The sequence below is a fragment of the Anabaenopsis elenkinii CCIBt3563 genome, assembly GCF_015245355.1.
Taxonomy (GTDB): domain Bacteria; phylum Cyanobacteriota; class Cyanobacteriia; order Cyanobacteriales; family Nostocaceae; genus Anabaenopsis; species Anabaenopsis elenkinii.
Genome location: NZ_CP063311.1, coordinates 3,910,094 through 3,935,651 on the forward strand (window position 1 = coordinate 3,910,094; position 25,558 = coordinate 3,935,651).

Annotated in this window: 22 protein-coding genes, 4 pseudogenes and 1 CRISPR repeat array; of the genes and pseudogenes, 19 read left to right on the plus strand and 7 right to left on the minus strand. The window is 40.0% G+C overall.

The genetic code is table 11. The annotated features are described in order from the left end of the window. Positions 1–187 precede the first annotated feature (187 nt). The 5 genes from IM676_RS17170 to hypB are packed head-to-tail and all read left to right on the plus strand — an operon-like array spanning position 188 to position 3,951. On the plus strand, positions 188–439 hold the full coding sequence (locus tag IM676_RS17170; RefSeq protein ID WP_200988007.1) for a HypC/HybG/HupF family hydrogenase formation chaperone: 252 nt from the start codon (positions 188–190) through the stop codon (positions 437–439). 43 nt (positions 440–482) lie between these two features. Then, positions 483–1,622 (plus strand): hydrogenase formation protein HypD, encoded by a 1,140-nt coding sequence (hypD, locus tag IM676_RS17175; RefSeq protein ID WP_200988008.1) that lies wholly within the window; start codon positions 483–485, stop codon positions 1,620–1,622. 38 nt (positions 1,623–1,660) lie between these two features. Further along, entirely contained in the window at positions 1,661–2,734 is a 1,074-nt protein-coding gene (gene hypE / locus IM676_RS17180; RefSeq protein ID WP_200988009.1) for a hydrogenase expression/formation protein HypE, read from the plus strand. A 42-nt stretch (positions 2,735–2,776) separates the two neighbouring features. After that, the gene (hypA, locus tag IM676_RS17185; protein WP_200988010.1) at positions 2,777–3,118 is read left to right on the plus strand and encodes a hydrogenase maturation nickel metallochaperone HypA; all 342 of its coding nucleotides are present in this window, start codon (positions 2,777–2,779) and stop codon (positions 3,116–3,118) included. Continuing rightward, positions 3,109–3,951: a hydrogenase nickel incorporation protein HypB gene (hypB, locus tag IM676_RS17190; protein ID WP_200988011.1), complete on the plus strand. Its 843-nt coding sequence runs from the start codon at positions 3,109–3,111 to the stop codon at positions 3,949–3,951. Before hypA ends, hypB begins: the two co-directional genes overlap by 10 nt. Positions 3,952–4,197: 246 nt before the next feature. On the opposite strand, the gene IM676_RS17195 is transcribed toward hypB, so the two are convergent. Genes IM676_RS17195 through IM676_RS17205 form a run of 3 tightly spaced genes read right to left on the minus strand, consistent with a single transcriptional unit; the run spans position 4,198 to position 5,917 of the window. After that, entirely contained in the window at positions 4,198–4,569 is a 372-nt protein-coding gene (locus IM676_RS17195) for a hypothetical protein (protein WP_200988012.1), read from the minus strand. Then, on the minus strand, positions 4,562–5,566 hold the full coding sequence (locus tag IM676_RS17200; protein WP_200988013.1) for an LLM class flavin-dependent oxidoreductase: 1,005 nt from the start codon (positions 5,564–5,566) through the stop codon (positions 4,562–4,564). The genes IM676_RS17195 and IM676_RS17200 overlap by 8 nt, the downstream gene beginning before the upstream one ends. 12 nt (positions 5,567–5,578) lie before the next feature. Beyond that, positions 5,579–5,917 carry a hypothetical protein gene (locus IM676_RS17205; RefSeq protein WP_200988014.1) on the minus strand — a complete coding sequence of 113 codons (339 nt, stop codon included), beginning with the start codon at positions 5,915–5,917 and terminating at the stop codon, positions 5,579–5,581. Between the two features lie 784 nt (positions 5,918–6,701). Between IM676_RS17205 and IM676_RS17210 the strand changes: the two genes are divergently transcribed. From IM676_RS17210 to IM676_RS17220, 3 genes and pseudogenes are all read left to right on the plus strand, one after another. Next, entirely contained in the window at positions 6,702–7,340 is a 639-nt protein-coding gene (locus IM676_RS17210) for a histidine phosphatase family protein (protein WP_200988015.1), read from the plus strand. A 383-nt stretch (positions 7,341–7,723) separates the two neighbouring features. Continuing rightward, positions 7,724–8,062 (plus strand): hypothetical protein, encoded by a 339-nt coding sequence (locus IM676_RS17215; RefSeq protein ID WP_200988014.1) that lies wholly within the window; start codon positions 7,724–7,726, stop codon positions 8,060–8,062. 12 nt (positions 8,063–8,074) lie between these two features. Then, positions 8,075–8,332: pseudogene (locus IM676_RS17220) on the plus strand (LLM class flavin-dependent oxidoreductase); the annotation flags it as partial. A gap of 2 nt (positions 8,333–8,334) precedes the next feature. On the opposite strand, the pseudogene IM676_RS17225 reads toward IM676_RS17220, so the two are convergent. The 3 genes and pseudogenes from IM676_RS17225 to IM676_RS17235 all read right to left on the minus strand — a co-directional run. Continuing rightward, a pseudogene (locus IM676_RS17225) lies at positions 8,335–8,583 on the minus strand (LLM class flavin-dependent oxidoreductase); the annotation flags it as partial. A 12-nt stretch (positions 8,584–8,595) separates the two neighbouring features. Continuing rightward, on the minus strand, positions 8,596–8,934 hold the full coding sequence (locus tag IM676_RS17230; protein ID WP_200988014.1) for a hypothetical protein: 339 nt from the start codon (positions 8,932–8,934) through the stop codon (positions 8,596–8,598). 383 nt (positions 8,935–9,317) lie between these two features. Continuing rightward, positions 9,318–9,956, minus strand: coding sequence for a histidine phosphatase family protein (locus IM676_RS17235; protein WP_200988015.1), 639 nt, complete (start codon positions 9,954–9,956; stop codon positions 9,318–9,320). A 1,107-nt stretch (positions 9,957–11,063) separates the two neighbouring features. Between IM676_RS17235 and IM676_RS17240 the strand changes: the two genes are divergently transcribed. Together IM676_RS17240 and IM676_RS17245 are read left to right on the plus strand one after the other, a co-directional pair. Next, on the plus strand, positions 11,064–12,293 hold the full coding sequence (locus tag IM676_RS17240; RefSeq protein ID WP_200988016.1) for a pyruvate kinase: 1,230 nt from the start codon (positions 11,064–11,066) through the stop codon (positions 12,291–12,293). 41 nt (positions 12,294–12,334) lie between these two features. Next, a pseudogene (locus IM676_RS17245) lies at positions 12,335–12,565 on the plus strand (glycine betaine ABC transporter substrate-binding protein); the annotation flags it as partial. A gap of 142 nt (positions 12,566–12,707) precedes the next feature. Here IM676_RS17245 and IM676_RS20280 read toward each other — a convergent pair. Further along, positions 12,708–12,818, minus strand: a pseudogene (locus tag IM676_RS20280) (IS982 family transposase); the annotation flags it as partial. A 298-nt stretch (positions 12,819–13,116) separates the two neighbouring features. Here IM676_RS20280 and IM676_RS17250 point away from each other — a divergent pair. The 9 genes from IM676_RS17250 to IM676_RS17290 all read left to right on the plus strand — a co-directional run bounded on the left by IM676_RS17250 (position 13,117) and on the right by IM676_RS17290 (position 25,509). Continuing rightward, a complete protein-coding gene (locus tag IM676_RS17250) occupies positions 13,117–14,622 on the plus strand; it encodes a radical SAM protein (protein ID WP_200988017.1) in 1,506 nt (501 codons plus the stop codon). Between the two features lie 827 nt (positions 14,623–15,449). Continuing rightward, a CRISPR array of direct repeats spans positions 15,450–16,663; the repeat unit is 36 nt; unit sequence GTTTCCATTAATTCCACTTCCCAGAGGGAAGCGTAC. Positions 16,664–17,021: 358 nt separating this feature from the next. Further along, entirely contained in the window at positions 17,022–17,231 is a 210-nt protein-coding gene (locus IM676_RS17255) for a hypothetical protein (RefSeq protein ID WP_200988018.1), read from the plus strand. Positions 17,232–17,346: 115 nt separating this feature from the next. Continuing rightward, positions 17,347–18,381 carry an IS701 family transposase gene (locus IM676_RS17260; RefSeq protein ID WP_200990106.1) on the plus strand — a complete coding sequence of 345 codons (1,035 nt, stop codon included), beginning with the start codon at positions 17,347–17,349 and terminating at the stop codon, positions 18,379–18,381. Positions 18,382–18,610: 229 nt separating this feature from the next. Then, positions 18,611–20,146, plus strand: a complete 1,536-nt coding sequence (locus IM676_RS17265) for a Cas10/Cmr2 second palm domain-containing protein (protein ID WP_200988019.1) — start codon at positions 18,611–18,613, stop codon at positions 20,144–20,146. Continuing rightward, entirely contained in the window at positions 20,131–21,132 is a 1,002-nt protein-coding gene (locus IM676_RS17270; RefSeq protein ID WP_200988020.1) for a CRISPR-associated protein, read from the plus strand. The genes IM676_RS17265 and IM676_RS17270 overlap by 16 nt, the downstream gene beginning before the upstream one ends. A gap of 1 nt (position 21,133) precedes the next feature. Further along, on the plus strand, positions 21,134–21,949 hold the full coding sequence (locus tag IM676_RS17275; RefSeq protein ID WP_200988021.1) for an RAMP superfamily CRISPR-associated protein: 816 nt from the start codon (positions 21,134–21,136) through the stop codon (positions 21,947–21,949). 4 nt (positions 21,950–21,953) lie between these two features. Then, positions 21,954–22,364 (plus strand): hypothetical protein, encoded by a 411-nt coding sequence (locus IM676_RS17280; protein WP_200988022.1) that lies wholly within the window; start codon positions 21,954–21,956, stop codon positions 22,362–22,364. Beyond that, positions 22,357–23,961, plus strand: coding sequence for a hypothetical protein (locus tag IM676_RS17285; RefSeq protein WP_200988023.1), 1,605 nt, complete (start codon positions 22,357–22,359; stop codon positions 23,959–23,961). The genes IM676_RS17280 and IM676_RS17285 overlap by 8 nt, the downstream gene beginning before the upstream one ends. A gap of 3 nt (positions 23,962–23,964) precedes the next feature. Continuing rightward, positions 23,965–25,509 carry a hypothetical protein gene (locus tag IM676_RS17290; RefSeq protein ID WP_200988024.1) on the plus strand — a complete coding sequence of 515 codons (1,545 nt, stop codon included), beginning with the start codon at positions 23,965–23,967 and terminating at the stop codon, positions 25,507–25,509. Positions 25,510–25,558 lie beyond the last annotated feature (49 nt).

Below are 25,558 nucleotides of genomic sequence, written 5' to 3' on the forward strand. Positions count from 1 at the left end.
AAGGCTGAGAGGATGTTTAGTAAGTCATGATTAGTGTATCAACTATTGTTTCACCCCACCCTAACCCTCCCCTTGTAAGGGGAGGGGACTGGATTTTATTGTTTTTTGTGTGTTCCCTGTTCCCTGTTTCCTAAGATAAAAATTACCTGTTGAAAACTTATCAAACATCCTCTTACAGAAAAAAACAATGTGTTTAGGAATTCCCGGTCAAATTATCGAAATCAGCGATATTAACCATAAATTAGCGATAGTTAATATCGGTGGAGTTAAACGTCAAGTTAATATTGCTTGTATTGTTAATGAAGAACATCCCCCGGAAAAATGTATTGGTGATTGGGTACTAGTTCATGTCGGTTTTGCGATGAATCGGATCAATGAGGAGGAAGCAAAGGAAACATTACAACTACTAGAAGAACTAGCTCAAGCAGTGAGTAATTAAAGGTCTTCCCTAAAAAAACTCAATAACCAGCGGAAATACTTTTATGAAATACGTTGATGAATTTCGAGAACCGGAAAAAGCCGCAGCTTTAACCAAGGAAATCACTAAACTTGGTCAGCAGCTAGAAAAACCTATTAAAATCATGGAGGTATGCGGGGGACATACCCATTCTATATTTAAATATGGTATTGAAGATATCCTTCCCCACAACCTAGAACTGATACATGGCCCTGGTTGTCCTGTGTGTGTGATGCCAAAGGGAAGATTAGATGATGCGATCGCCATCTCCCAACATGATAACGTTATCCTCGCCACATTTGGCGACACTATGCGGGTTCCTGGTTCCCATACTAGCCTCTTGCAAGCCAAAGCCAGGGGCGCAGATATTCGCATGGTATACTCCCCATTAGATAGTTTACAAATCGCCAGAGACAACCCCGATAAAGAAATAGTCTTTTTTGCCCTAGGCTTTGAAACCACCGCCCCCAGTACCGCTCTCACCATCTTACAAGCAGCTGCGGAAAACATCACTAATTTTAGTATGTTTTCTAATCATGTGCTGGTAATTCCCGCCCTCGAAGCCCTACTAGATAACCCGGACTTACAACTAGATGGGTTTATTGGCCCTGGTCATGTGAGTATGGTAATTGGGACAGAACCCTATGAATTTATTAGCCACAAATATCATAAACCCATAGTAGTTTCTGGCTTTGAACCCTTAGATATACTCCAATCAATTTGGATGCTCCTACAGCAACTAGTAGAAAGTCGTTGCGAAGTTGAAAATCAATATAACAGATTAGTAGAACCAGCCGGAAACCTAGTCGCATTGCAAGCGATCAACCAAGTTTTTACCGTTAGAGAAAACTTTGATTGGCGGGGGTTAGGGGACATACCTAAATCTGGCTTGAAAATTCGCCCTGAATATGCTCAATTTGACGCGGAGCTAAAATTTACCATTCCTAACTTAAAAGTCAGTGACCACAAAGCCTGTCAATGTGGAGAAATCCTCAAGGGAACCTTAAAACCTTGGCAATGTAAAGTATTTGGTACAGCTTGCACACCAGAAACACCTATAGGAACCTGTATGGTTTCCTCTGAAGGAGCCTGTGCAGCCTATTACAAATATGGCAGACTGGCTACTATGAGTAAAAAAGCTGCAAAAATCGCCTTAACCCCATAGCAGAATTATCAATACTGCTGCTGACTCAATATTTAAATATGAATATTTCCCCCAACAATAAAACCCGAAACCCCCCCAAAAGCAAACTTAGAGATACTCATATTACCCTCGCCCATGGTAGCGGGGGTAAAGCCATGCGGGATTTAATAGAGGATATTTTTGTTAGTAGTTTTGATAATCAAATTCTTGCGCAATTAGAAGACCAAGCCAGTGTTAAATTAGCTAACCTTACAGCACAAGGTGATAGACTGGCATTTACTACAGATTCCTATGTAGTAGACCCTTTATTTTTTCCCGGTGGTGACATTGGGGAATTAGCCGTTAATGGTACCATTAACGACTTAGCCGTGAGTGGTGCAAAACCTTTATACCTCAGTTGTAGCGTGATTTTAGAAGAAGGTCTACCTGTGGAAACCCTGCGCCGGGTGGTTGGGAGTATGAAATTAGCCGCCCAAACAGCTGGCGTGCAAATTGTCACAGGTGATACTAAGGTTGTGCATCGTGGCGCGGCGGATAAACTATTTATTAATACTACAGGTATTGGGGTAATTCCTGAAGGAATTAACATTTCTGCCCATAATATCCAAGTGGGAGATGTAGTAATTATTAATGGTGAATTGGGAAATCATGGTACGGCGATTTTAATCGCCCGTGGGGAATTAGCATTAGAAACTCATATAGAAAGTGACTGTCAACCATTACACAGTTTAGTAGAAACTATCCTTAATGTTTGTCCTGAAGTTCACGCGATGCGGGATGCTACACGGGGCGGTTTAGCGACGGTTCTAAATGAATTTTCTCTGAGTTCTCATGTCGGTATTCGTCTCCATGAAGCATCTATTCCTATAAGGGAAGAGGTACAAGGAGTTTGTGAAATCTTAGGTTTAGACCCCTTATATTTAGCCAATGAAGGTAAATTAGTGGTGGTGGTAGGGGGTAATCATGCAGAAACTGTATTATCAGCGATGAAGTCCCACCCCGCGGGTAAAGATGCTTGTATAATTGGTGAGGTTATTGCTTCACCTCCGGGAGTTGTGTTATTACAAACAACTTTTGGGACTCAAAGAATTGTTGATATGTTGGTGGGGGAACAATTACCGAGAATTTGTTAATTTTTATCTGTGTGTATCTGTGGTTTCAAATCTGATCAAAATATGCACGAATTAGGAATTACACAAAATATTGTCGCCATTGTGAGTGAACACGCCCAAGGGGCAAAAGTTAACCGCGTAGTTTTAGAAATTGGCGCACTTTCGGCAATTTTACCGGAAGCTATAGAGTTTTGTTTTGACATCTGTACTCAAGGTACACTGTTAGTAGGAGCGATATTAGAAATTAACATAATCCCTGGTTTAGCACGCTGTCGTACCTGCGGAGCGGAAATAAGTTTAAATAAACCTTTTGGTATATGTAGCTGTGGTAGCGTGGAATTAGATTTAATAACCGGTGAAGAACTCAAAATTAAAGAAATAGAAATAGAGGAATTATGTGTGTAACTTGCGGTTGTTCTGATGATGCTAAAAGCACAATCACCAATTTAGAAACAGGTGAGGTGGAACATAATGACCACACTCATACTCACACTTTAGCTGATGGTACTGTAATTACCCATTCCCATGATCATCAGGGTGAAGAGTCTCAAATTCATGCTAAAATTCATGGGACAACTATATCTTTAGAACAGGATATATTAGCTAAAAATAATCTGTTAGCAGCCCAGAATCGGGGATGGTTTCAAGGACGGAATATTTTAGCTTTAAATTTAATGAGTTCTCCTGGTGCAGGAAAAACCACTCTCCTCACCCGCACGATTCAAGATTTAAAACACCAGTTACTTATTAGTGTGATTGAAGGCGACCAAGAAACAGCTAATGATGCTCAAAAGATTCAGGAAACAGGCTGTAAGGTTGTGCAGATTAACACGGGTACTGGTTGTCATTTAGAAGCTGCTATGATTGCTAGGGGTTTACAGCAGTTAAACCCCCCTCTCAATTCTGTGGTGATGATTGAAAATGTGGGAAATTTAGTATGTCCAGCTTTATTTGATTTGGGAGAACAAGCTAAGGTAGTGATTCTCTCGGTGACTGAGGGAGAAGATAAGCCGATAAAATATCCCCATATGTTCCGCGCTAGTGAAATTATGATTCTCACTAAGGTTGATTTATTACCTTATGTACAGTTTGATGTAGAAAAATGTATTGAGTATGCGCGACAGGTTAACCCTAAAATTCAGGTTTTCCAGGTTTCTGCTACTACTGGTATGGGGTTAGAAGGTTGGTATGGGTGGTTATCAGCAACTGTTGCTGATTTTCTCCCAGTTTCTGTTTAGTTTTTGTACCTGAATGTGCCTGAGAGGATGTTTGGGTTATGATGAGTGTATCAACTATTGTTTGACCCCACCCTAACCCTCCCCGCAGCGGGGGAAGGGTGAATATGATGTGACAGGTGGGGTATATTAAGAAAGGTAGCTGGGGACTCTATCTTTGATGGAAACTCAGTAGAGAGGCTTGTAGTTAGCCCAGTAAGGTTTAGACCTTACCAAGCTAAAAATATTTGACTATATTTTTAGTAACTATTAGAGCCAATCCCGATAAGCTGAAATCTCATTTACCCTGATTTCAAAGGGTGTACCTTTGCCAAAGGGAGGATAAACCCGTATTTTGGCGTCACTGGTAAACCGTTCTAGTCTGTTCCCTAACTGGGGAATATTACTGACTATATGCCAGTAAGATACTATGTCAGGGCAGTCAATGATTAGTGTCAGGGTGGTACTATTCTTGGTGAGATACCATTGACATTTAGATAAGAGTACTTGAGTAATGCGATCGCAGGCCTGAAAAAAGCATATACCAGTAGACCGCTCTAACTCCAGATGCAGCATTCCATCTTGTTTTGTCACCTCGGTGGGAGGTAAATCATCAGGAGGAAGCTGGTGTAGTTTAGACATAATTCCGAACCTCTTGGTTGTAACGCTGCAAACTCTCTAAGTTGTTTTGCAAAACAAAGGAGGAGGGTTTGAGCGCTAATGTGTTGAGATTTAACTCGTCCTGAAATCTGGTGATTTTGTCGCGACAAGTCCTCACATCACCAATAATTGAGTTCTCAATTAAGTAGTCTTCATCAAAACAAATATTTGTGCGGTCAAATGGTTTCTGGTGAGGATTTGAGCCTTTCTGGATGATTTGCGCCGTGTTGGCTTGCATTTTTTGGCTGAATTTACGGATGAATGGTAATGCGGCGCTGATGGCTTCATCGTTTGTTTTACCAACATAAAAGAACCGTGCTAATACTAGTTTCTCAGCGCCACTAGGATTCACAGCTCGATATTTAGCGACGGTATTTTTTAATCTCTCTAAGGAGAATGGCGGCCCCCCCATTAAGCCAAAGGAATTTTCAGCCGCAAATTGTATACCTTGATCATCACCAGTGGCTATGTAAACTGGGATTCTATGCTGCAAGGGTTTGGGGGTAATTGTCAAGCGATCGCATTGATAATACTCTCCGTTAAATGAAACATCAGCATCATACAGCAGCTGTTGAATGAGGGCGATCGCCTCTAACATTTTGGCGCGAGATTCCCCCATGGGTGTACCAAAATGCTTATTATGTTGGGGAAATGGCCCACCTTTAGCCACGCCAAATAATAATCTACCATTACACAAATTATCTAGAGTAGCAATGTCTTCCGCTACTCGGATCGGGTTATGAAATGGTAATAATACTGCTGCTGTACCTAATTGAATAGTTGAGGTTAGTCCCGCAAGGTGTCCCATCAACACTAACATAGATGAGCTGAGATTGAACTCATTAAAATGATGTTCACTGACCCAAGCTGAATCAAAACCTAAACTTTCCGCCTCTTTTACTAGCGCTACCTGTTCCCAGATGCTGTGACTAGTATTTTGATGATGATTTTCGTAATTGCAAAAAATTCCGGTTTTCATTTTTGGCGATCGCTATTTAGTTGTCACCCATTGCAATTCCAACCACAACCGGGGATTGGTCTGCTTGAGCTTGGACATGGGATCGCGTAGCAGTCGCTTCGCGTTCATACAGACTACTTCCACTAGCCCCATATTATGTGCTAGTTCTCTGAGTATATGTTTTTGCGCTTGCACATGAGGGAGTATTTCTTCACAGCAATAAATTCCTATATATTGCAAACGTCTAGCTGGTCGTCCCCAAAAACAGGTGATAACTTTCACATGACACCCGTCTAGTAATTCCCCAAGTGTTGGGTAATATTGAGTTACGACTCTTGTGAATTCTTTAGCCAGGATATGTTCAGCAATCATATCAACTGATATTTATGTAGCGGTCATCACGCTATTTAATATAACATATTATTGTCAATTAAGCCTGACAAATTATAGGATTTATTTCTATTTTTATAAAGCAAGAATTAAAAATTTAAGAGGATGTTGGATAAGTTTTCAACAGGTAATTTTTATATTAGGGAACAGGGAACACACCGAACAGGGAACACGGTATGGCTAACGCCACGCTATCGCTATCGACTTCGCTCACCGACCGCACAAAAAACAATAAAATCTAGTTCCCTCCCCTTACAACTATCCATTACCCGGATCTTTCTTAACATTCGTGAGAGCGATCGCTCGCAAACCCCCAAACCTTAATCCTCCGTTGATGATTCTCAATAAAATAAGGGTTTTATCAAGAACAATAAGGTACATTTTGTCAAGAGTAGGGAAATTTTCAAGCGTTGAAACCATTGCCACATAAATGTTTCAAGATTGTTAAGAAAGATGTGAGTAATGAATAGCCCTTACAAGGGGAGGGTTAGGGTGGGGTCCAGCAATAGTTGATACACTAATCATGACTTGACAAATGATTATAGGTAAAAACGAGAATTGGAAGCAAAGCATTAACTTGGGAAGTAAGACCAATCAAAGCTAAAAATATTTGACTATATTTTTAGTAACTATGATTACTGGCAAAAGTTTGTCGTTAATTAACTTTTTTGCATAATTACTTTGTCCTGGTATTACATACTCCATCGCCAAGTGTGTGGTAGTTTATTTTTGCACAAGCTCCTTAATTTCCCAAGCCACGGAAGCTATGACACTTAATTTATACTTACTGCGACATGGAGAAACTACTTTTAGCCAAAGTGGTAATTTTTGTGGTCAGACTGATGCGGATTTGACTACAGCAGGAATGGAGATGGCGGAGAGTTTTGCTAATGTTTATCAAAAATTGGACTGGTCAGCGGTTTATGTTAGCCCCATGAAGCGCACAATAGCAACGGCCAAGCCGTTTTGTGATGCTGTGGGTGTCAATATGCAGTTGCGTGACGGATTGAGGGAAGGTAGTTATGGCGAATGGGAAACTAAAAGTAAATCCTTTGTGCAAGAGAATTACTCAGAAAACTATGTTAAATGGTTAACAGAACCGGCCTGGAATGCGCCCCTAGGTGGAGAAACGGCGGTAGAGATTGCTAACCGTTCTATGTCGGTAATTGCTGAAATTCAAGAAAAACATCCTCAAGGTAATGTTTTAGTAGTTTCCCATAAAGCTACAATTCGGATTATGCTTTGCAGTTTACTGGGAATTGATTTAGGACGCTATCGCTATCGGGTCAATATTTTAGTTGCATCGGTAAGTATGCTTAAATTTGATGTTAATGGTCCCTTGTTAGAAATATTAGGCGATCGCCATCACATACCCGATCATCTGCGCTCTCGTCCGGGAACTTGATCCTAGGTTCTGGGTATAAGTTGACCTTGAAATCATACTCTAAAAGGATGTTTTAAAAGTCATGATTAGTGTATCAACTATTGTTTGACCCCACCCTAACCCTCCCCTTGTAAGGGGAGGGAACTAGATTTTATTGTTTTTTGTGCGGTCGGTGAGCGAAGTCGATAGCGATAGCGTGGCGTTAGCCATACCGTGTTCCCTGTTCGGTGTGTTCCCTGTTCCCTAATATAAAAATTACCTGTTGAAAACTTATCCAACATCCTCTTAAATTTTTAATTCTTGCTTTATAAAAATAGAAATAAATCCTATAATTTGTCAGGCTTAATTGACAATAATATGTTATATTAAATAGCGTGATGACCGCTACATAAATATCAGTTGATATGATTGCTGAACATATCCTGGCTAAAGAATTCACAAGAGTCGTAACTCAATATTACCCAACACTTGGGGAATTACTAGACGGGTGTCATGTGAAAGTTATCACCTGTTTTTGGGGACGACCAGCTAGACGTTTGCAATATATAGGAATTTATTGCTGTGAAGAAATACTCCCTCATGTGCAAGCGCAAAAACATATACTCAGAGAACTAGCACATAATATGGGGCTAGTGGAAGTAGTCTGTATGAACGCGAAGCGACTGCTACGCGATCCCATGTCCAAGCTCAAGCAGACCAATCCCCGGTTGTGGTTGGAATTGCAATGGGTGACAACTAAATAGCGATCGCCAAAAATGAAAACCGGAATTTTTTGCAATTACGAAAATCATCATCAAAATACTAGTCACAGCATCTGGGAACAGGTAGCGCTAGTAAAAGAGGCGGAAAGTTTAGGTTTTGATTCAGCTTGGGTCAGTGAACATCATTTTAATGAGTTCAATCTCAGCTCATCTATGTTAGTGTTGATGGGACACCTTGCGGGACTAACCTCAACTATTCAATTAGGTACAGCAGCAGTATTATTACCATTTCATAACCCGATCCGAGTAGCGGNGATCGGGTTATGAAATGGTAATAATACTGCTGCTGTACCTAATTGAATAGTTGAGGTTAGTCCCGCAAGGTGTCCCATCAACACTAACATAGATGAGCTGAGATTGAACTCATTAAAATGATGTTCACTGACCCAAGCTGAATCAAAACCTAAACTTTCCGCCTCTTTTACTAGCGCTACCTGTTCCCAGATGCTGTGACTAGTATTTTGATGATGATTTTCGTAATTGCAAAAAATTCCGGTTTTCATTTTTGGCGATCGCTATTTAGTTGTCACCCATTGCAATTCCAACCACAACCGGGGATTGGTCTGCTTGAGCTTGGACATGGGATCGCGTAGCAGTCGCTTCGCGTTCATACAGACTACTTCCACTAGCCCCATATTATGTGCTAGTTCTCTGAGTATATGTTTTTGCGCTTGCACATGAGGGAGTATTTCTTCACAGCAATAAATTCCTATATATTGCAAACGTCTAGCTGGTCGTCCCCAAAAACAGGTGATAACTTTCACATGACACCCGTCTAGTAATTCCCCAAGTGTTGGGTAATATTGAGTTACGACTCTTGTGAATTCTTTAGCCAGGATATGTTCAGCAATCATATCAACTGATATTTATGTAGCGGTCATCACGCTATTTAATATAACATATTATTGTCAATTAAGCCTGACAAATTATAGGATTTATTTCTATTTTTATAAAGCAAGAATTAAAAATTTAAGAGGATGTTGGATAAGTTTTCAACAGGTAATTTTTATATTAGGGAACAGGGAACACACCGAACAGGGAACACGGTATGGCTAACGCCACGCTATCGCTATCGACTTCGCTCACCGACCGCACAAAAAACAATAAAATCTAGTTCCCTCCCCTTACAAGGGGAGGGTTAGGGTGGGGTCAAACAATAGTTGATACACTAATCATGACTTTTAAAACATCCTTTTAGAGTATGATTTCAAGGTCAACTTATACCCAGAACCTAGGATCAAGTTCCCGGACGAGAGCGCAGATGATCGGGTATGTGATGGCGATCGCCTAATATTTCTAACAAGGGACCATTAACATCAAATTTAAGCATACTTACCGATGCAACTAAAATATTGACCCGATAGCGATAGCGTCCTAAATCAATTCCCAGTAAACTGCAAAGCATAATCCGAATTGTAGCTTTATGGGAAACTACTAAAACATTACCTTGAGGATGTTTTTCTTGAATTTCAGCAATTACCGACATAGAACGGTTAGCAATCTCTACCGCCGTTTCTCCACCTAGGGGCGCATTCCAGGCCGGTTCTGTTAACCATTTAACATAGTTTTCTGAGTAATTCTCTTGCACAAAGGATTTACTTTTAGTTTCCCATTCGCCATAACTACCTTCCCTCAATCCGTCACGCAACTGCATATTGACACCCACAGCATCACAAAACGGCTTGGCCGTTGCTATTGTGCGCTTCATGGGGCTAACATAAACCGCTGACCAGTCCAATTTTTGATAAACATTAGCAAAACTCTCCGCCATCTCCATTCCTGCTGTAGTCAAATCCGCATCAGTCTGACCACAAAAATTACCACTTTGGCTAAAAGTAGTTTCTCCATGTCGCAGTAAGTATAAATTAAGTGTCATAGCTTCCGTGGCTTGGGAAATTAAGGAGCTTGTGCAAAAATAAACTACCACACACTTGGCGATGGAGTATGTAATACCAGGACAAAGTAATTATGCAAAAAAGTTAATTAACGACAAACTTTTGCCAGTAATCATAGTTACTAAAAATATAGTCAAATATTTTTAGCTTTGATTGGTCTTACTTCCCAAGTTAATGCTTTGCTTCCAATTCTCGTTTTTACCTATAATCATTTGTCAAGTCATGATTAGTGTATCAACTATTGCTGGACCCCACCCTAACCCTCCCCTTGTAAGGGCTATTCATTACTCACATCTTTCTTAACAATCTTGAAACATTTATGTGGCAATGGTTTCAACGCTTGAAAATTTCCCTACTCTTGACAAAATGTACCTTATTGTTCTTGATAAAACCCTTATTTTATTGAGAATCATCAACGGAGGATTAAGGTTTGGGGGTTTGCGAGCGATCGCTCTCACGAATGTTAAGAAAGATCCGGGTAATGGATAGTTGTAAGGGGAGGGGACTGGATTTGATTGTTTTTTGTGCGGTCGGTGAGCGAAGTCGAACCGTGTTCTCCATTCCTCCCTGCTCCCTGTTCCCTGTTCCCTGTTCCCTGAAACTAAACAACCGTGTACCTCATGAGCACGGGAAATGCTATATCAACAATAATCAGATTTTTCATCAACTAGCCACAAAAATAACAGCACCAGGCTTTTAGTCCTGGGTTTAGTGATCAATTCAGTATTGACTTAATCTCAACATTATTGTATAATTTAAACGCACCGTAAGGTATAGGGGATATCTACCTTGTGGATATAATTACCTCTACCCAGAAGATAAAATCCCTCTAGGCAAGTTGGCTGAATCAAGGAAAAATCCCCAGTCAGAGACCTTTTCACGTTGGGGATAGAAGATTACCTGTTAAAAATATTTGATAGACACGATACTAAAGAGGTTGTAAAAAATCAACCCGCTCTGTATCCAGATACAGCAGTAGGCGCTTAATTGCAAATCACAAGGGATTGCTTGGGAGACTCGGACCCATCTCCCTCTCAGTTTGATCATGAGCAGTGAGTATTTTTTAGCTTTTTTGGGATCACACTTTTATGGTCACCGCCAATTCAGAAATTTCTCTTGAATCCGTCGATCTGAAGCATCCACAAACACTTTTATCTATCCTACAATCACTGCGTCAGCAGGTGATTCACGAAGGTGAAATTACCTTTAACCAATGGCGAGAGAAGATTCAGCGCCCGGAATTTGTCCTCAGCGCCCGCAATTTAGCCCAATATTTAGCACTCAGACGCTACGATCTGCGATCGCTCCAAGCAGCACTCATACATTGGGGTTTATCTTCACTGGGACGGATTGAAGCCGGAGTTATGCCGAATCTGGATGCTGTCATTGCTTCACTGGCGGTTATTTGTGGCTTAGAGTCTACGGAGAACCAAACCCGCCCAACCATTGAGGCATTTTTTGAGGGGAATCGTTTACTACAAAAGCATACAGAAGAATTATTTGGGGGGAACAGTCCCCATCGTCGGGTAAAAATTATGGTTACATTACCCACACAAGCCGCCACTGACTATGAACTAGTGCGGGAAATTATCCGCAGGGGTACTAACTGTGTCCGGATTAATTGCGCCCATGATACCCCAGCAGAGTGGAAAAGCATGATTGATCATGTACGTCGTGCTGGGACGGAACTCAACGCCCCCTGTCAAGTGATGATGGATTTGAGTGGTCCCAAAATTCGGACTGGTACGGTGATCAGACCCCCGGATAAAAAACGGGTGTTTCGCGGCGATCATATTGTCTTGACCCGGTGTGAATTACTCTCAGATGTGGGTGAGATACCTGTGGAGAACTTCCAAACCTTTTGTACTATCCCGGAAATTCTCGATTTACTCACCGTGGGAACCACAGTTTATATTGATGATGGGAAAATTCGGACTCGGGTGATTAATACCCAACATCAATTATCTGATGGACAATTAGGAATTTTATTAGAGGTCACCCATGCTAGTCCCAAGGGTGTGAAACTGCAAGCAGAAAAAGGGTTAAACTTTCCCCATACAGTTCTTCCCCTGAATCCACTCACAACAAAGGATTTATCTGATTTGGATTTTGTGGCTCTCCATGCAGATATGATTGGCTATTCTTTTGTACAACGAGCCGCGGATATGGAATTATTGCAACGGGAGTTAAAGCAACGCACTTCACAAGGAGTTAACCCCCCCGCCATCGTCGCCAAAATTGAAACTGCGATCGCTGTGTCTAACCTACCAGAATTAATTATTCACGCTGCAGGTAAACACCTTAGTCAAAAACCATAACGCGTTTCCATTAATTCCACTTCCCAGAGGGAAGCGGTCATTTAATTGTGACTAATTCTACCGAAGGTTTGATTCAAGTTTTAAATTTGGTGATTTTAGCGGATGATAAAAAATACTTTCCACCTGATCAAGCTGTCCCAGTGTTTAATCAACAGATTCTCCAAAAACACCCAGAATTAGCAACTGCTATTAATCGGTTAGGTGGGAAAATTTCTACTGCTCAAATGCAGCGGATGAATTATCAGGTGGATAATCAATCTCGTCCTGTCTAAGATGTGGTAAGGGAATGGTTAAAATCTCAAAATTTATGATTTTATGATTTTATGATTTTATAATTTTATAATTTTATGATTTTATGACTCTTGTTTTAACCTAAATTGGGGATAAGCGCAGAGTTATTAACCTGAGTTCGGATTAAGGAAATTGGGATAAAATCCAGTCCATAGGAAGGCTGGGTTTATTAGGTTGGCGGTAATAAGCGATTAATCCACACAAGAGATTAACGCAAAAATTAACAGGAGTTCTCCCTCCCCTATAGGAATATTAAGAAATTTTGAGGCATCCTCCGAACTCTATGACCTTCGCGGTAATGTTTGAGGATGGCTCAGTGATCACTTTAATACCTTACCGGAATTTGAACCTGATCCCCTATATGAAAATTATTCTGCCCCATTTTTTGATAGGAATCATAGGATTATGTTAGGCAGATTTTGTGACATAACAAGCGCTTATGCGTCTCCATTTTGTCGGAATTGGTTCCGCAAGAATTTTGATCAATACACCAGTTTCCGAGTAGCTCAGAATTAATCAAGAGGTCAAATGAATGAAAATTGGATTAGTAGAACTCCCCCAACTCAAAGTCCTTGATCCCACAGGTAATGACTGGACTGAACAAAATCAACATCCTCTAATTAGCAAACAGATATTAATCGCCAACCTGGAGGCTGGAGGATTTGAAGTTGAGTTATTCAACCTCAAAAACGGAAACCAAGAAGAACAATTCGGAGAAACGATTTGGAAAGGAATGTCCCTTCAGAAGATTGCTTATGGTCAACCGGTTAGTTCCATTGACTCTGAATCTTGTGATGCTTGGGGAGTCACAAATAACTTTACCATTTATCGAGAATTAGCAGGTTTAGTCTTGCGACATTTAGCTAAAGGTGGCAAACCTATTATAGTTGGAGGTTCAGATGTTATTGCCCAACCTCACTATTACTTTAATGCCGGAGCAACGGCTGTTGTGACTGACAAATCAGGGGCAGCAAACTGGGCTATTTTTGATTATGTTTTAGGTCAACCGCAACGGGAGGAGCTATCAGGAGTTTTATTCCCAGATGGGACCGAATATCGCAAGCACCGTCATCCCCTACATCCCCAAGATTGGTTTCTACCCTCAATTTCTGTTGCTCAAGCTTGTTTAGGGGGAGGTAATGATTTTGCCGATGACCTTTCAGAATCATCATTATTACCCATCGGTTCTGCTATGTTTGATTTAGGCTGCGATCGCACCTGTGACTTTTGCCAAACCCCAACCTATGGCTCAGGCTATTTGCGGATGACCCCTGAACGGGCTTTAGCATGGGCTGCTCGACAAAAGGAAGCAGGTGCAAAAAGCATAGTTTCCGACTCAGATCAATTTCTTGGTCGTGTTCTGTTTCCGGAAGGAAAACAAGAAGTTCTCGACATCGTCAAAGGATTACGAGAAATGAATTTACCCATCTCCTGGGACAATGGCATTGAGCTAAGAAAAGCCACCAAAGGACGAGGTAAAGAGCGAAATCCCGAAGACTTAGAACCCGATGAAGAATTGGTAGAAGCCATGTGGGGTTGGGATGGCAAAACTGGATGTTTCATGGCCTATATTCCTGCTGAACGTCCCTTCGTGGGTCGTCAGGCCTATAAAAAACTACTTCCTTGGCAACAGCACTGTCAAATGCTCAGAGCTATTGTCCGTGCTGGAGTGCCAACCATTTCTTATGGTTTCATTATTGGCTTACCTGAGGATAATCGAGATAGTTTTCTGTATTTAGAAGAAGCCATCAAGGAACTGAAGCAAGAACTCATAACCATCAATCCATCCCTGAACTTCTTTGTAACCCCCTATTCCATTATTCCCATTCCCGGAACTCCCCAAGAATACAACCTGAAAAAAGCTAACTTACTGCGATTTGAAGACCCCACAATTCGTGGTAATTTCTGGACAAGTTCTGTTGATACCCATCATCTAACCTATGATCAAGTTTCAGACTGGCAATTGTATCTATTTAGGAGTCTGGGAGACAACTGGACAACGGATGCAATGCCACTAGGCAGAACTTCGCCCCGTTAATTGATAATCGCTTTTTAGACTTGAGTTAATCTCAAATTATTATTGTCTTAATAATCCCTTGCCTAAAGGTAAGGGAGTGTCAACTCATTATATTAAGAATAATCCTGGGAAGTATCAACACCCTAAACCTCAGAGGATGTTTGATAAGTCATGATTAGTGTATCAACTATTGTTTTACCCCACCCTCTCCTTGCAAGGGTAGGTTTTTAATATGATCTGTGAAGGCAAGACTAGGAAGACAAGGAAGGAAAGTGGACAAGGAAGATTTTATACGGACAATGGTCTTTTAAGGGGCTATTTTTCTTACTAAAAATACAGACTTTGTACTGTTTTTCTCCCTTGTCACCTTGTCCACCTTGTCCACCAAGTCTTGTCCTTGTCAGGGGAGGGGACTGGATTTTATTGTTTCGGAGTGTCCCCCATTCCCTGCTTCGGTGCTTCGGTGCTTCGGTGCTCCCTGCTCCCTGTTCCCTGTTCCCTGTTCCCTAATATAAAAATTACCTGTTTAATACTTTCCAAAGATCCTCTCATAATCAGAGATTGAAAAATTGAAACTGGTGTTTCCGGTGCAATAATACCAGAGTTTTGGGGAAAATATATTTTTAAAACCGGTGACTCTGTAAAATTATCATAAATGGATATTTAATGCTTGTCCTTTGGTTTAACACATTCCACAACCTGGGATATTAATTTGTGTTGAAAATCTGCTTTTCCATAAACACTATGGGAGTTTTGCAGTGAGGAAAAAGGTATGCCCGCTTCTAACTCGACTTCCCAGAGGGAAGCGGTCGCGATTTTTGACATTAATCGAGCGATCGCGATGAATAGTTGCCATTAATTCCACTTCCCAGAGGGAAGCGTACTTCCAGCTACTCCAGGAATTTACACCATAGAAGACGAGTTTCCATTAATTCCACTTCCCAGAGGGAAGCGTACAGTCTTCTTAGACCGTTTGGGTTAACCTTGATGTTTCCATTAATTCCACTTCCCAGAGGGAAGCGTACGAGTTTCAGTTGCTGAAGTTTTAAAGGACTTAAATTGTTTCCATTAATTCCACTTCCCAGAGGGAAGCGTACAGATATAAAAAATTGGGAGCCATGCTAGTAGATGGTTTCCATTAATTCCACTTCCCAGAGGGAAGCGTACATACTGAATGGAGGGTAGAGCAGCAAAGGCTGTGGAAACGTTTCCATTAATTCCACTTCCCAGAGGGAAGCGTACACAAGCTGACAAGACTCGGCTTATCAACACGCTCGAGCGTGTTTCCATTAATTCCACTTCCCAGAGGGAAGCGTACCCTGGGAAGCCGGAGTTTCGACCGGCATAGAACAAGGAATGCGTTTCCATTAATTCCACTTCCCAGAGGGAAGCGTACAACCAGCACTTTACATAAAGGTGCTGGCTAGTCCCATTTTGTTTCCATTAATTCCACTTCCCAGAGGGAAGCGTACTAGCAGAGTCTGTAGGTTTAAAAGAACATTTATACGTGGTTTCCATTAATTCCACTTCCCAGAGGGAAGCGTACTGAGTCAGGTCTGGTCGAGCCGGTGGGTTATAACTCTTACGTTTCCATTAATTCCACTTCCCAGAGGGAAGCGTACATATCTATCCAATGACTTTTACGGGGCTATAGGAGCCTACACAGGTTTCCATTAATTCCACTTCCCAGAGGGAAGCGTACATTTTAGACTACACCGCAGACTCTTCACCTCTTCGTTTCCATTAATTCCACTTCCCAGAGGGAAGCGTACGAGCTAAGGCAGAAAAAGAGGCTAAAGAAAGACTAAGTTTCCATTAATTCCACTTCCCAGAGGGAAGCGTACGAATCAGACGACTACTTAGAGTTATTGATAGAAATATGTTTCCATTAATTCCACTTCCCAGAGGGAAGCGTACGTCACAGCAACCTTGCCTTTCTTTTTCCTTTTTCTGTTTCCATTAATTCCACTTCCCAGAGGGAAGCGTACCTCATGTTAACTGTTGGTAGTCTAGAGGATAGAGATTTGTTTCCATTAATTCCACTTCCCAGAGGGAAGCGTACCCCTCCATTCTAAACCCTTACCTCGTAAGAAGTCTAGAGGCACTTTCCGAGGTTCAAAAAAGTTAACGGCTGAAATGGACTTTGGCATAGTAGTAAAAACTCTGAAACCCTTACCCAGTAAGCGACCGAGGTTCAAAACAGAAGAATCATTATTCCAGCCATTTTACCTGACCTTCCGTCCTATGGAGTTAGCCATACCTCGATCCGGTAGGTAACCCAGTGGTAATATAGCCTGATGACCTTATATTTATTATGTCAGCTGAAACGGTAGTCATGAGTGCAACTAATGCGAGCGCTATTACAGATGGTGATTCCGGTGGTTGAATGCGAGCGCTATTACAAATGGTAATTCCGGTGGGTGAATGCGATCGGTATTACAGATAGTGATTCCGGTGGTTTAGTGCGATCGCTATTACAGATAGTCATTCTGGAGGTAACTGGGTACACCACTCAGGAAATGCTGATGAATCTAGTATTTTCAAGGCAATCACAGATTTATTACCAACCCCATAGCGTAAATTTCGTCATTCGCACGAAAAAGAGTTTACATTGGTGTGGTCACAGATAACATGAAAACGTGACACAAAACCACTAAAGGATACATATTTAGGAGTTACGCATTGACAGAATAACAAAATAGTGCATTGATAAATATAGGTCGTCTACTTGCTAGGTATCAGACAATTAGAAAAATCACGAAACCATCCACAGCGCAATGCAATCTAGACCTATACACCTTATTTTTACTGTCAGAGCCAAAGTTTGGGGGGTGCAGTAGGTTAGCAGAGATATTAGGAGACGTTTCACATGATAGTGTGAATCGCTTTTTACTGAGAGAGCGATATGAACCGAAAGATTTATTCAACATTATAGAAAAAGTTATTAACTTGGTAGGAGGAATACTAAGTGTAGATGATACAGTGATAGAAAAGATTTACAGCGACCCCAAAAATGCTGAATTAATCGGTTATTTTTGGTCAGGTAAAGCCCATAAAACAATCATTGGCTTAAATTTAATCACTCTATATTACAGTGATATTCATGGTAATTCAGTGCCAATAAATTACAGAATATATCATAAAAAGGAGGGAAAAACAAAGAACGATTATTTTAGAGAAATGGTAAGTGAAATAATAAGCTGGGGAGTCAAACCCAGAATTGTAACAGGTGATAGTTGGTATTCAGGAGTAGAAAATTTGAAATTTCTAAAAAACCAGAAATTGGGTTTTCTCTTCGGAATTGAAAAAAATAGAACTGTTTCAAATGAGCCACACAAGTATTGTCAAGTAAGCACTCTGGCTATTCCCGAAGAAGGATTAAGGACTCATCTGAAAGAATTTGGATTTATAAATTTGTTTAGGAAAGACTTTAAAAAAGAAGACTCTAGACACTATATTTTGTATCTTCCAGATGAGGAAAGAATCGAGGATATAACTAGAAATGAATTTATGACAATTCATGATACTCATTGGGGAATTGAAACCTTTCATCGAGCCATAAAACAAGTATGTGGAATTTGTCGGTTCATGGTTAGAGATACTCATGCAATTAAGACTCACATCTTTTGTTCACTTCAAGCTTTTGTTAAGTTGGAGTTTATGCGCTCTGAGAAAATAATTAGCAATTGGTATGAAATACAACGGAATCTGTTTACTTTAGTTGTACGTGAGCATATTTTTGCTAATCTTAATAGCGATCGCATGATCTATGATCCATAGATCATATTTTTTGTCAATGCGTAAGTCCTAATATTGAAAAATAGAGTTAAATTTATTGATGTATTTCTTTATATATCAATAAAAATAAATATTTAGCTCAACAAAGTTAATATTTTTACATAAAAAACGTTTTTCAGTATTACCAATAATTACAAAATGTTTTACCACAGAAAATTTTAACTAAAGCGTGTATCTTAAGAATTAAGCACCAAAAGGAGATACAAAGTACATGGACAAATATACTGTTATCACCTTTGCACCAGTTCAAGGATTTATTGAAAAATCACGAAAGCTCAGAGATTTATATGGTGCATCTTTAATACTTTCTTATCTCAGTCAAAAGCTAGTACAAGAGTTTCATAAACCCCCAGAAACAGAAGTGATTTCTCCAGCTAGTCACAACTTGCAAAAAGGGATGCCAAATCGTATTCTCATTAGAGGTTATGTGAGCAAAGCCCAAACTGAAGAAATTTTACTTTCTGCTTGGAAAAATATTTTACAAGTTTGTCGCCAATGGATAGAAGACAGAATAACAAATACATATCATTGGGAAAGAGACTGGAAACTGTGGGGTTGTCACACTTGGGAAGTATTTCAAGGAAGTGGTGTAAGTATCCAAGCTGCAATGGATGATTTAGAAACCAGTAAACTTTCTCGTGACTGGACTGCAGTAAATTGGATTGGTGAAAGTTCTAGCTTAACTGGTACAGATGGGATTGCTTTTCCGGGATTAGGTGCGGAAACACGTAACCCTAACAATCGCCGATGGACAGCAGAAAAGGATCATATTCAACAATTCTATAGAAGCCTGGCTTGTGTCTCAGAACGTTGTCCACCAAATAAGGAACCAGAAGGCATTATTTTTGCTCTGAATGAAAAATTAAGTATTCCCGAATTGGTTAAACGGTTAGTAACTTTATCAGAAATTGCCAACAATTTGGGAATGTCTAAAGTAGAAAGCTTTAGTGAAATCCATCGTGGGCCGAGTTTCTGGACAGGTTGGTTTATGGGTGATGGAGATGAAGTGGGAAAACATCTCAAAAAATTAGCAGGTTTACCAAATGGTGATGATGAACTCAAAAACTTTAGTCAGGCGATGCGCGACTGGGGAAACAACTTTACCAGAGACTTTCCTAGAGAAATTGGTCGGGTAGTTTATGCAGGTGGGGACGATTTTTTAGGCGTAATTTACCGAGAAGAAAACCAAGAACCTATTACAGCCAATCAAGCTTTTCAATGGTTAATTAAACTACCCAAAATTTGGCAACAACATGGGCAGAAGATCGGATTAAGTGTGGGCTTTGTTTGGGCTGGATCTGGCATTCCCCAAAGAGATATCTTACAACATTGTCGAGAAGCAGAAAAACTAGCAAAATCTTTAGGTCGGGGAAGAATTACTATTAGAGTTGTCTTTAATAGTGGTCAATATGTCCAGTGGACTTGTCCCTGGGATTATCTATATATATTGACAAAATATCAAGACAGGGAAGGTAAAAATAATTGGAGTCATGTTTATCAAGATTTAGCTCAATTAGAAGCACGACGTGCTTTTAATATTGAGAAAAAACAAGTATCAGAAGAATTTGCTATTAATTTCTTTGATATTTACTTCCCAGGAGAGGGTCAGATATTATTAAATTATGAACTAGCCAAATATATCGTAGGTTTTAGTGATGAAGATGATGATGCTGATAGAACAAAAGCGAAAATTGATTGGATAAGTGATTTAATAAAAGTAGGTTGGCATTTATGTTTAAGTACCTAGTTACTATTCATCCTTTAGGGTTGATGTATGGAAGTGCGGGAGCATTTCTGTCACCTGAAAATTTAGTTGGTCGTTCGGGCGCTAAATTTCCTCCAGAAGCTGCAACCTTATCCGGCTTAATATTTAGCGCTAACAAAGTTAATCAGCAATTTACTCAACATGATTTGAGTGCTAATCTATTTGTCGCCGGACCATTTTGGGCTAAAGTTCGGGACAAACAAAATTTTTATATTCCTATTCCCTGGAGTAAAATAATTGCTAATAAAGGAGTAGATGAGTGGCAATTTAACAATGGTCAATGGCAGTTAGAAAATCAAAGTGAGAAACTAGAGCCGGATTATCGTTGGCAAACAATCAACTCTTGGGGACTTGCTCCCAAAGTCCTTAAATCTAATAAATCAGTAGCAGCAAACCCTTGGCAATATCTTCCCTTTTTGCATCCCCAAATCAACCACCCAACACTCAAGTACTCACAACGTTGTGTACAAAAGTCTGATGGTTTATTTCTAGAAAACTCAGTCCAAATACCTGAAGATGTCTGTTTAGTTTATTTATCAACCTATCCCTTAGAATCTGGTTGGTATCGCTTTGGCGGGGAAAATCATATTGTAGAAATTGAGTGTGAGGAAATTAAAAACAAAAAACTTTTAGATTTATTAAATCTACCCATTCAACGCACTTTTGCCTTAATTACCCCAGGTATTTGGGGTTCTAATCGCTTGTCTTACCGTTATCCTCACCATGAAAACTTTCCCCAAACCGTAGAGATGCTAACTGATAAAGCAATACCTTATCGCTTCCGTGCTAAAGGTAATTTAGGCAGGGGACGTTATGCGGTTCCCCCTGGTAGTGTGTATGTTTTAGAAACATCTGTAAATAAGTCTTGGTGGGAGTGGGATAGAGCATGGTTTCCTAAAGAAGGTTACAGCCTCAAACAAGTAGGATGCGGTTTATGTTTACCAATAGAAATTAAAGGAGTAGCATAAGATGTACAAGAAAGCTTATGGTATCATTGAAACCTTAGCACCGCTCCATGTAGGTGCAACTGCTGGAGAAGAAAGCGGTAATTTAAACCTGATTTTCCGTGACCAATTTACCCAAACAGGTATACTTCCTGGTAGTTCAATTCGTGGTCGTCTACGTTCAGAAATGCGTTTGATAGATGGAGACCAAGCGGCAAATTATTGGTATGGTAGTGAATCCGGTGGGGAACAATCAGAAACCAATAATGAATCTATCATCAAATTTGAATACGCTTCTATATTGTGGCTACCCGTATTTTGTCCCGGTCAACCCATCGTGTGGGTAAGTAGTCCTCGCCTACTGCAACGCTACCAAAGAATTGCCGGTGACGCTCTCAAAAACATAGATATACCCGACCCCTATACAGGTTCAAGAAACTTAAAAGCACGAGAATCAAGAGGTCAAAAAACCTTATTTTTCAATTTAGGTTTCCTCACCATCACAAAAACCGTAGACTTATCATCCTGGTTCCCCTCTGGAAAAGAAAAGCCAGCAGTGATTGTAGATGACAGTGATATTGCTATGATTCATAACATGGCTTTATATCGTCAAAGTCGAGTACGCTTAAAACTTGACCAAAAGGTAGTTGATGGTCATGGTTTTTTCAACACTGAAGCTTTACCAGAAGGAACCATTTTAGTTTTCCCCATTGCGATTAGGGATGATAAATCTGGGAAACAATGGGACCCATTCAATGGTGATCAAAGTACAGATATTTACCTTGGTGGCTTAGAATCTATTGGTTTTGGTCATTGTCAGTTGACTTTAAGTGGAATCTAAATATATGAGTTGGAAATCCTACGGATTAGATCAAGAAGCACAACGGTTAGTCCTGAAACACCGTGACCAAAAAGGGGTCATTGGTCAATCACACAAAATGCGAACAACTGTAGCTTTCGGTTTAGAACGGTTTTGGGGAGAACAATTACGACTGTTAGACAAAGAACCACCCAAAGGCCGATACTGGCGCGATACCTGGAAAAGCTTTGCAGCAATCATGCTAAGGGGAGGAATCAGACTTCCCCAAGAAGATGTTAGCACTGGTAACACAGCCAAAATTGAAGAAGTTGCAACCCAACTATGGGAACTCCCCATTGAAGACCAAAGAATTTGTTTAGCTGTTCTGACCCAATTCTGTGACAGCTTAGTTTGGTGGACTCAAAGATACAAAAAATTAGGAGCTGATGATGACTAATAGTAAAGAAGTCCCGCTGATGTTTCAAGCCCAAATCTCAGGACGGGGACAAATTCAATATATTGGCAATCCTGAACAATCCGAGAGATGGGTTGATGAATGGGTAGAAGGTGTCCCACGTGATGCACCTCGATTTAGCACCAATGTGCAAACAAAAGAATATAGAATTACTTGGCGTTTTGTTTCCAACAGTGGACAAGACGAAGATGTTATCCGACCAGTCATCGCTGCGAAAGGATTTCCCTTTTATCCAGGTGCAAGCATGAAAGGTGCTTTTTTACGTAGTTGTACACCAGCACAACGTCGCAGATATTGCGGTGGACAACTGACAACTCAGGATACCCAACCAGGAATACTCCGCTTTCATGGTGGTTATCCCAAAGATGGAACATGGGTTAAACAGCCTTTAATTGATGTAGTTCATCCTCAACAAGATTGGCAAGTCAAAAATCATAGCAACCACTCAGCTTTTATTCAAATCTCCCTTTACCAACCCACTTTAGTGTTTGGTATTTCCAGTACTGAAACCCTCTCAGCTAGTGAGTGGGAAACTATCTGGGGTATTTGGGACAAAGCTATAGAAAGAGGTATTGGTTCTAGAGTCAGTGCTGGTTACGGTCAACCTATTAATCATCCCCAAACCAAATTGCTCTCTGTTAACTTGCGGGGACAAGGTTTAGCCTCAAAGCTAGTTGATCAAACAGGGGAATTTCGACCCAATATTTTTAAAGCCGCCTTGCGTGGTCACACTTTACGTTTATTTAGTGGTGTTACCAACGAAAGAACCGCCGAAGAATTAACTCAAGAACTTTGGGGGGGCTTCAGCCAAAATGGTCCGATTGTAGGAAAATTGGGAATTGCTTTTCATGCTACAGATTTAGAGATGGAGGAATATCAATATAATGCAAATACCATAATCCCTATTTATCAGTTAAATGCGGGAACCCTGACCATTCTCACCATGAGGGATGTTTCCCCAGAATACAATCAACAATTAAAAACACTAGTCAAACAAATCGTAAGATTTGCTATGCTCCTTGGTGGTTTTGGTAAGTCCTGGCGACGCATTGACCATAGCATTTTTTTTGAAGAATATGATAGACATTCAATCGGTTGTCATTGGCAATTTAACCCAACATCAAATGCATATTACTTTCCTGTAAAGCGTCTCAATGATATTACTAAGATTCTCAATAAGGTTCAACAAGAAGTAAATAATTGGCTGCAATTCAAAGGGAAACAATCATCTAATCAGGTAAGTACATGGCGTGAATCATTTCATCCGCAAAAAGTTCAAGTGTGGGGACGTATTGCGGAAGAAGATGATGATAGTTTAGCCATCAAATGGTTTCATGGTAATTACCATGGACATAGCTCAATCAAGGGTTCACGTCTCACCGGGAAAATGGGACAAATAGGCAGAATTTGGCATCGTATGTACCCACGCCATATCCTGAATCAAGAAGGACAAATAAGACGTAGAGGTACACAGTATGTTGAATTACTGACAATCTTCCCTGATAAGAAAGATGAAATTACACGGGATTTTTTAAGGTTTTTAAGCGATAGTGATTTTACTAAACTTTGGGGAGAATAAACTATGAGTATCTGGATACTAACAACAGGTAATAGTGATATCATGCTCAAGCATGATAAAAACTGGAGTAGTTTATACAGTCAAATTAGATATGATTTGGAATGTACAGAGTTTGCACCCTTACCATTAGACTCTAATGATAAAAGTGCAGGGTACACTTTACCTGCAAGAGTTTTAGGTTTAGTATATGAGAATCAAATTGATGATTACGATTCCGATTTAAAGTTTCCCTTGATTGACACTTATACTCAATATCTACTAGAAGCAAAAATCAAGCTGGAAAAAATTATAGTTTTATTGACAGATCAAAAGGCAATATTCCAGGAAGATCAGATAATTTATGAAAAATGTCCTTACTGGCAAGATACTTATACTCTAAAACCTTTATTAAAATGGTATCTGCAAAAGCAGTTTGCTTGTGAAATTGAGTTTTTAGTTTTATCACCCACAAACCAAAATAATAAAGGTGTAGATAATTGGAATGAAACACTTTCTTTGGTCAAAGAGCAATTATACCAATTAAACTATAGTCTACATAAACCTGTTTATATTAGCCATCAGGCGGGAACACCTGCTATATCTTCAGCGGTGCAATTTATCAGTTTAGGAAGATTTGCCAATGTTAAGTTTTTAATTAGTAACGAATATTTCGACGACAATTACCAAAAGCAATCGAAAGCTGAGGCCATAGAAAGCTCTAATTATTGGCGAGGAATGCAGATTGAAAAAGCCAAGCAGTTAATTAAAAGTGGTTTCCCCGGTGCAGCACTGAAATTATTAGATAATATAGAGGGAATAGATGAAACCGCCATTGGTGAGTTAAAGAAAATCGTTGATTTCTTTAATCTCCATAGCCCACTAACAGATAGTAGTCAAGATTTTACCATTCCCCAAGCTACTCAGCGTATTGTTGATACCCTAGAACTGGTTGGATTTTTCTTCAAGCAAAAGAATTATCTTCAAGGTATTACTCTCCTAGCTGCGGCTCAGGAAACTTTTTTAAAGGTAGCTATCTTATCACGGGTAGCAACGATTAATCAAACTGTGAATTTCAATGGTAGTTCTCACCAAGTTTCAAAATTCTTGGTATGGACTGGATCAGGTTTATTTTTAGACAAATCTGTTAAATATCCCAGTGTTGATATCAAAGTTGATATTTTAGAAAAATTAAAATTTCCCGTTACAAAATTTTCATTGGTAACAGATTATGATTTTCAGATAACTAATAAAAACTCTGGTATGATTGCCTGGTTAAGTAATATAGATAATAACTTTCCGAAATGGCCGTTATTAGTATGGTATTGTCGCGGTTCCAGAAATACAGATGATGACTTACGTAACCAATTGATGCACAACTTGCGCGGAGTTGAAGATCGGGAGTTAATAGCTTATTTATCAGCAGGTAAAGAATGTCAATCAACAGATGTGATGAAAGTGTATACAGATTATGTTAAACAACCATTTTTAACAGCAATCAACTATTTTAATTTACCTTACAACCGAGAGAAGCTAGTTAAAAGACTTCAAGAAATAGCAGATTCTCTTTGATCAAATTAATATCCCAACCGGTGGGGAATTGATCAGCTTTGGGATGGGG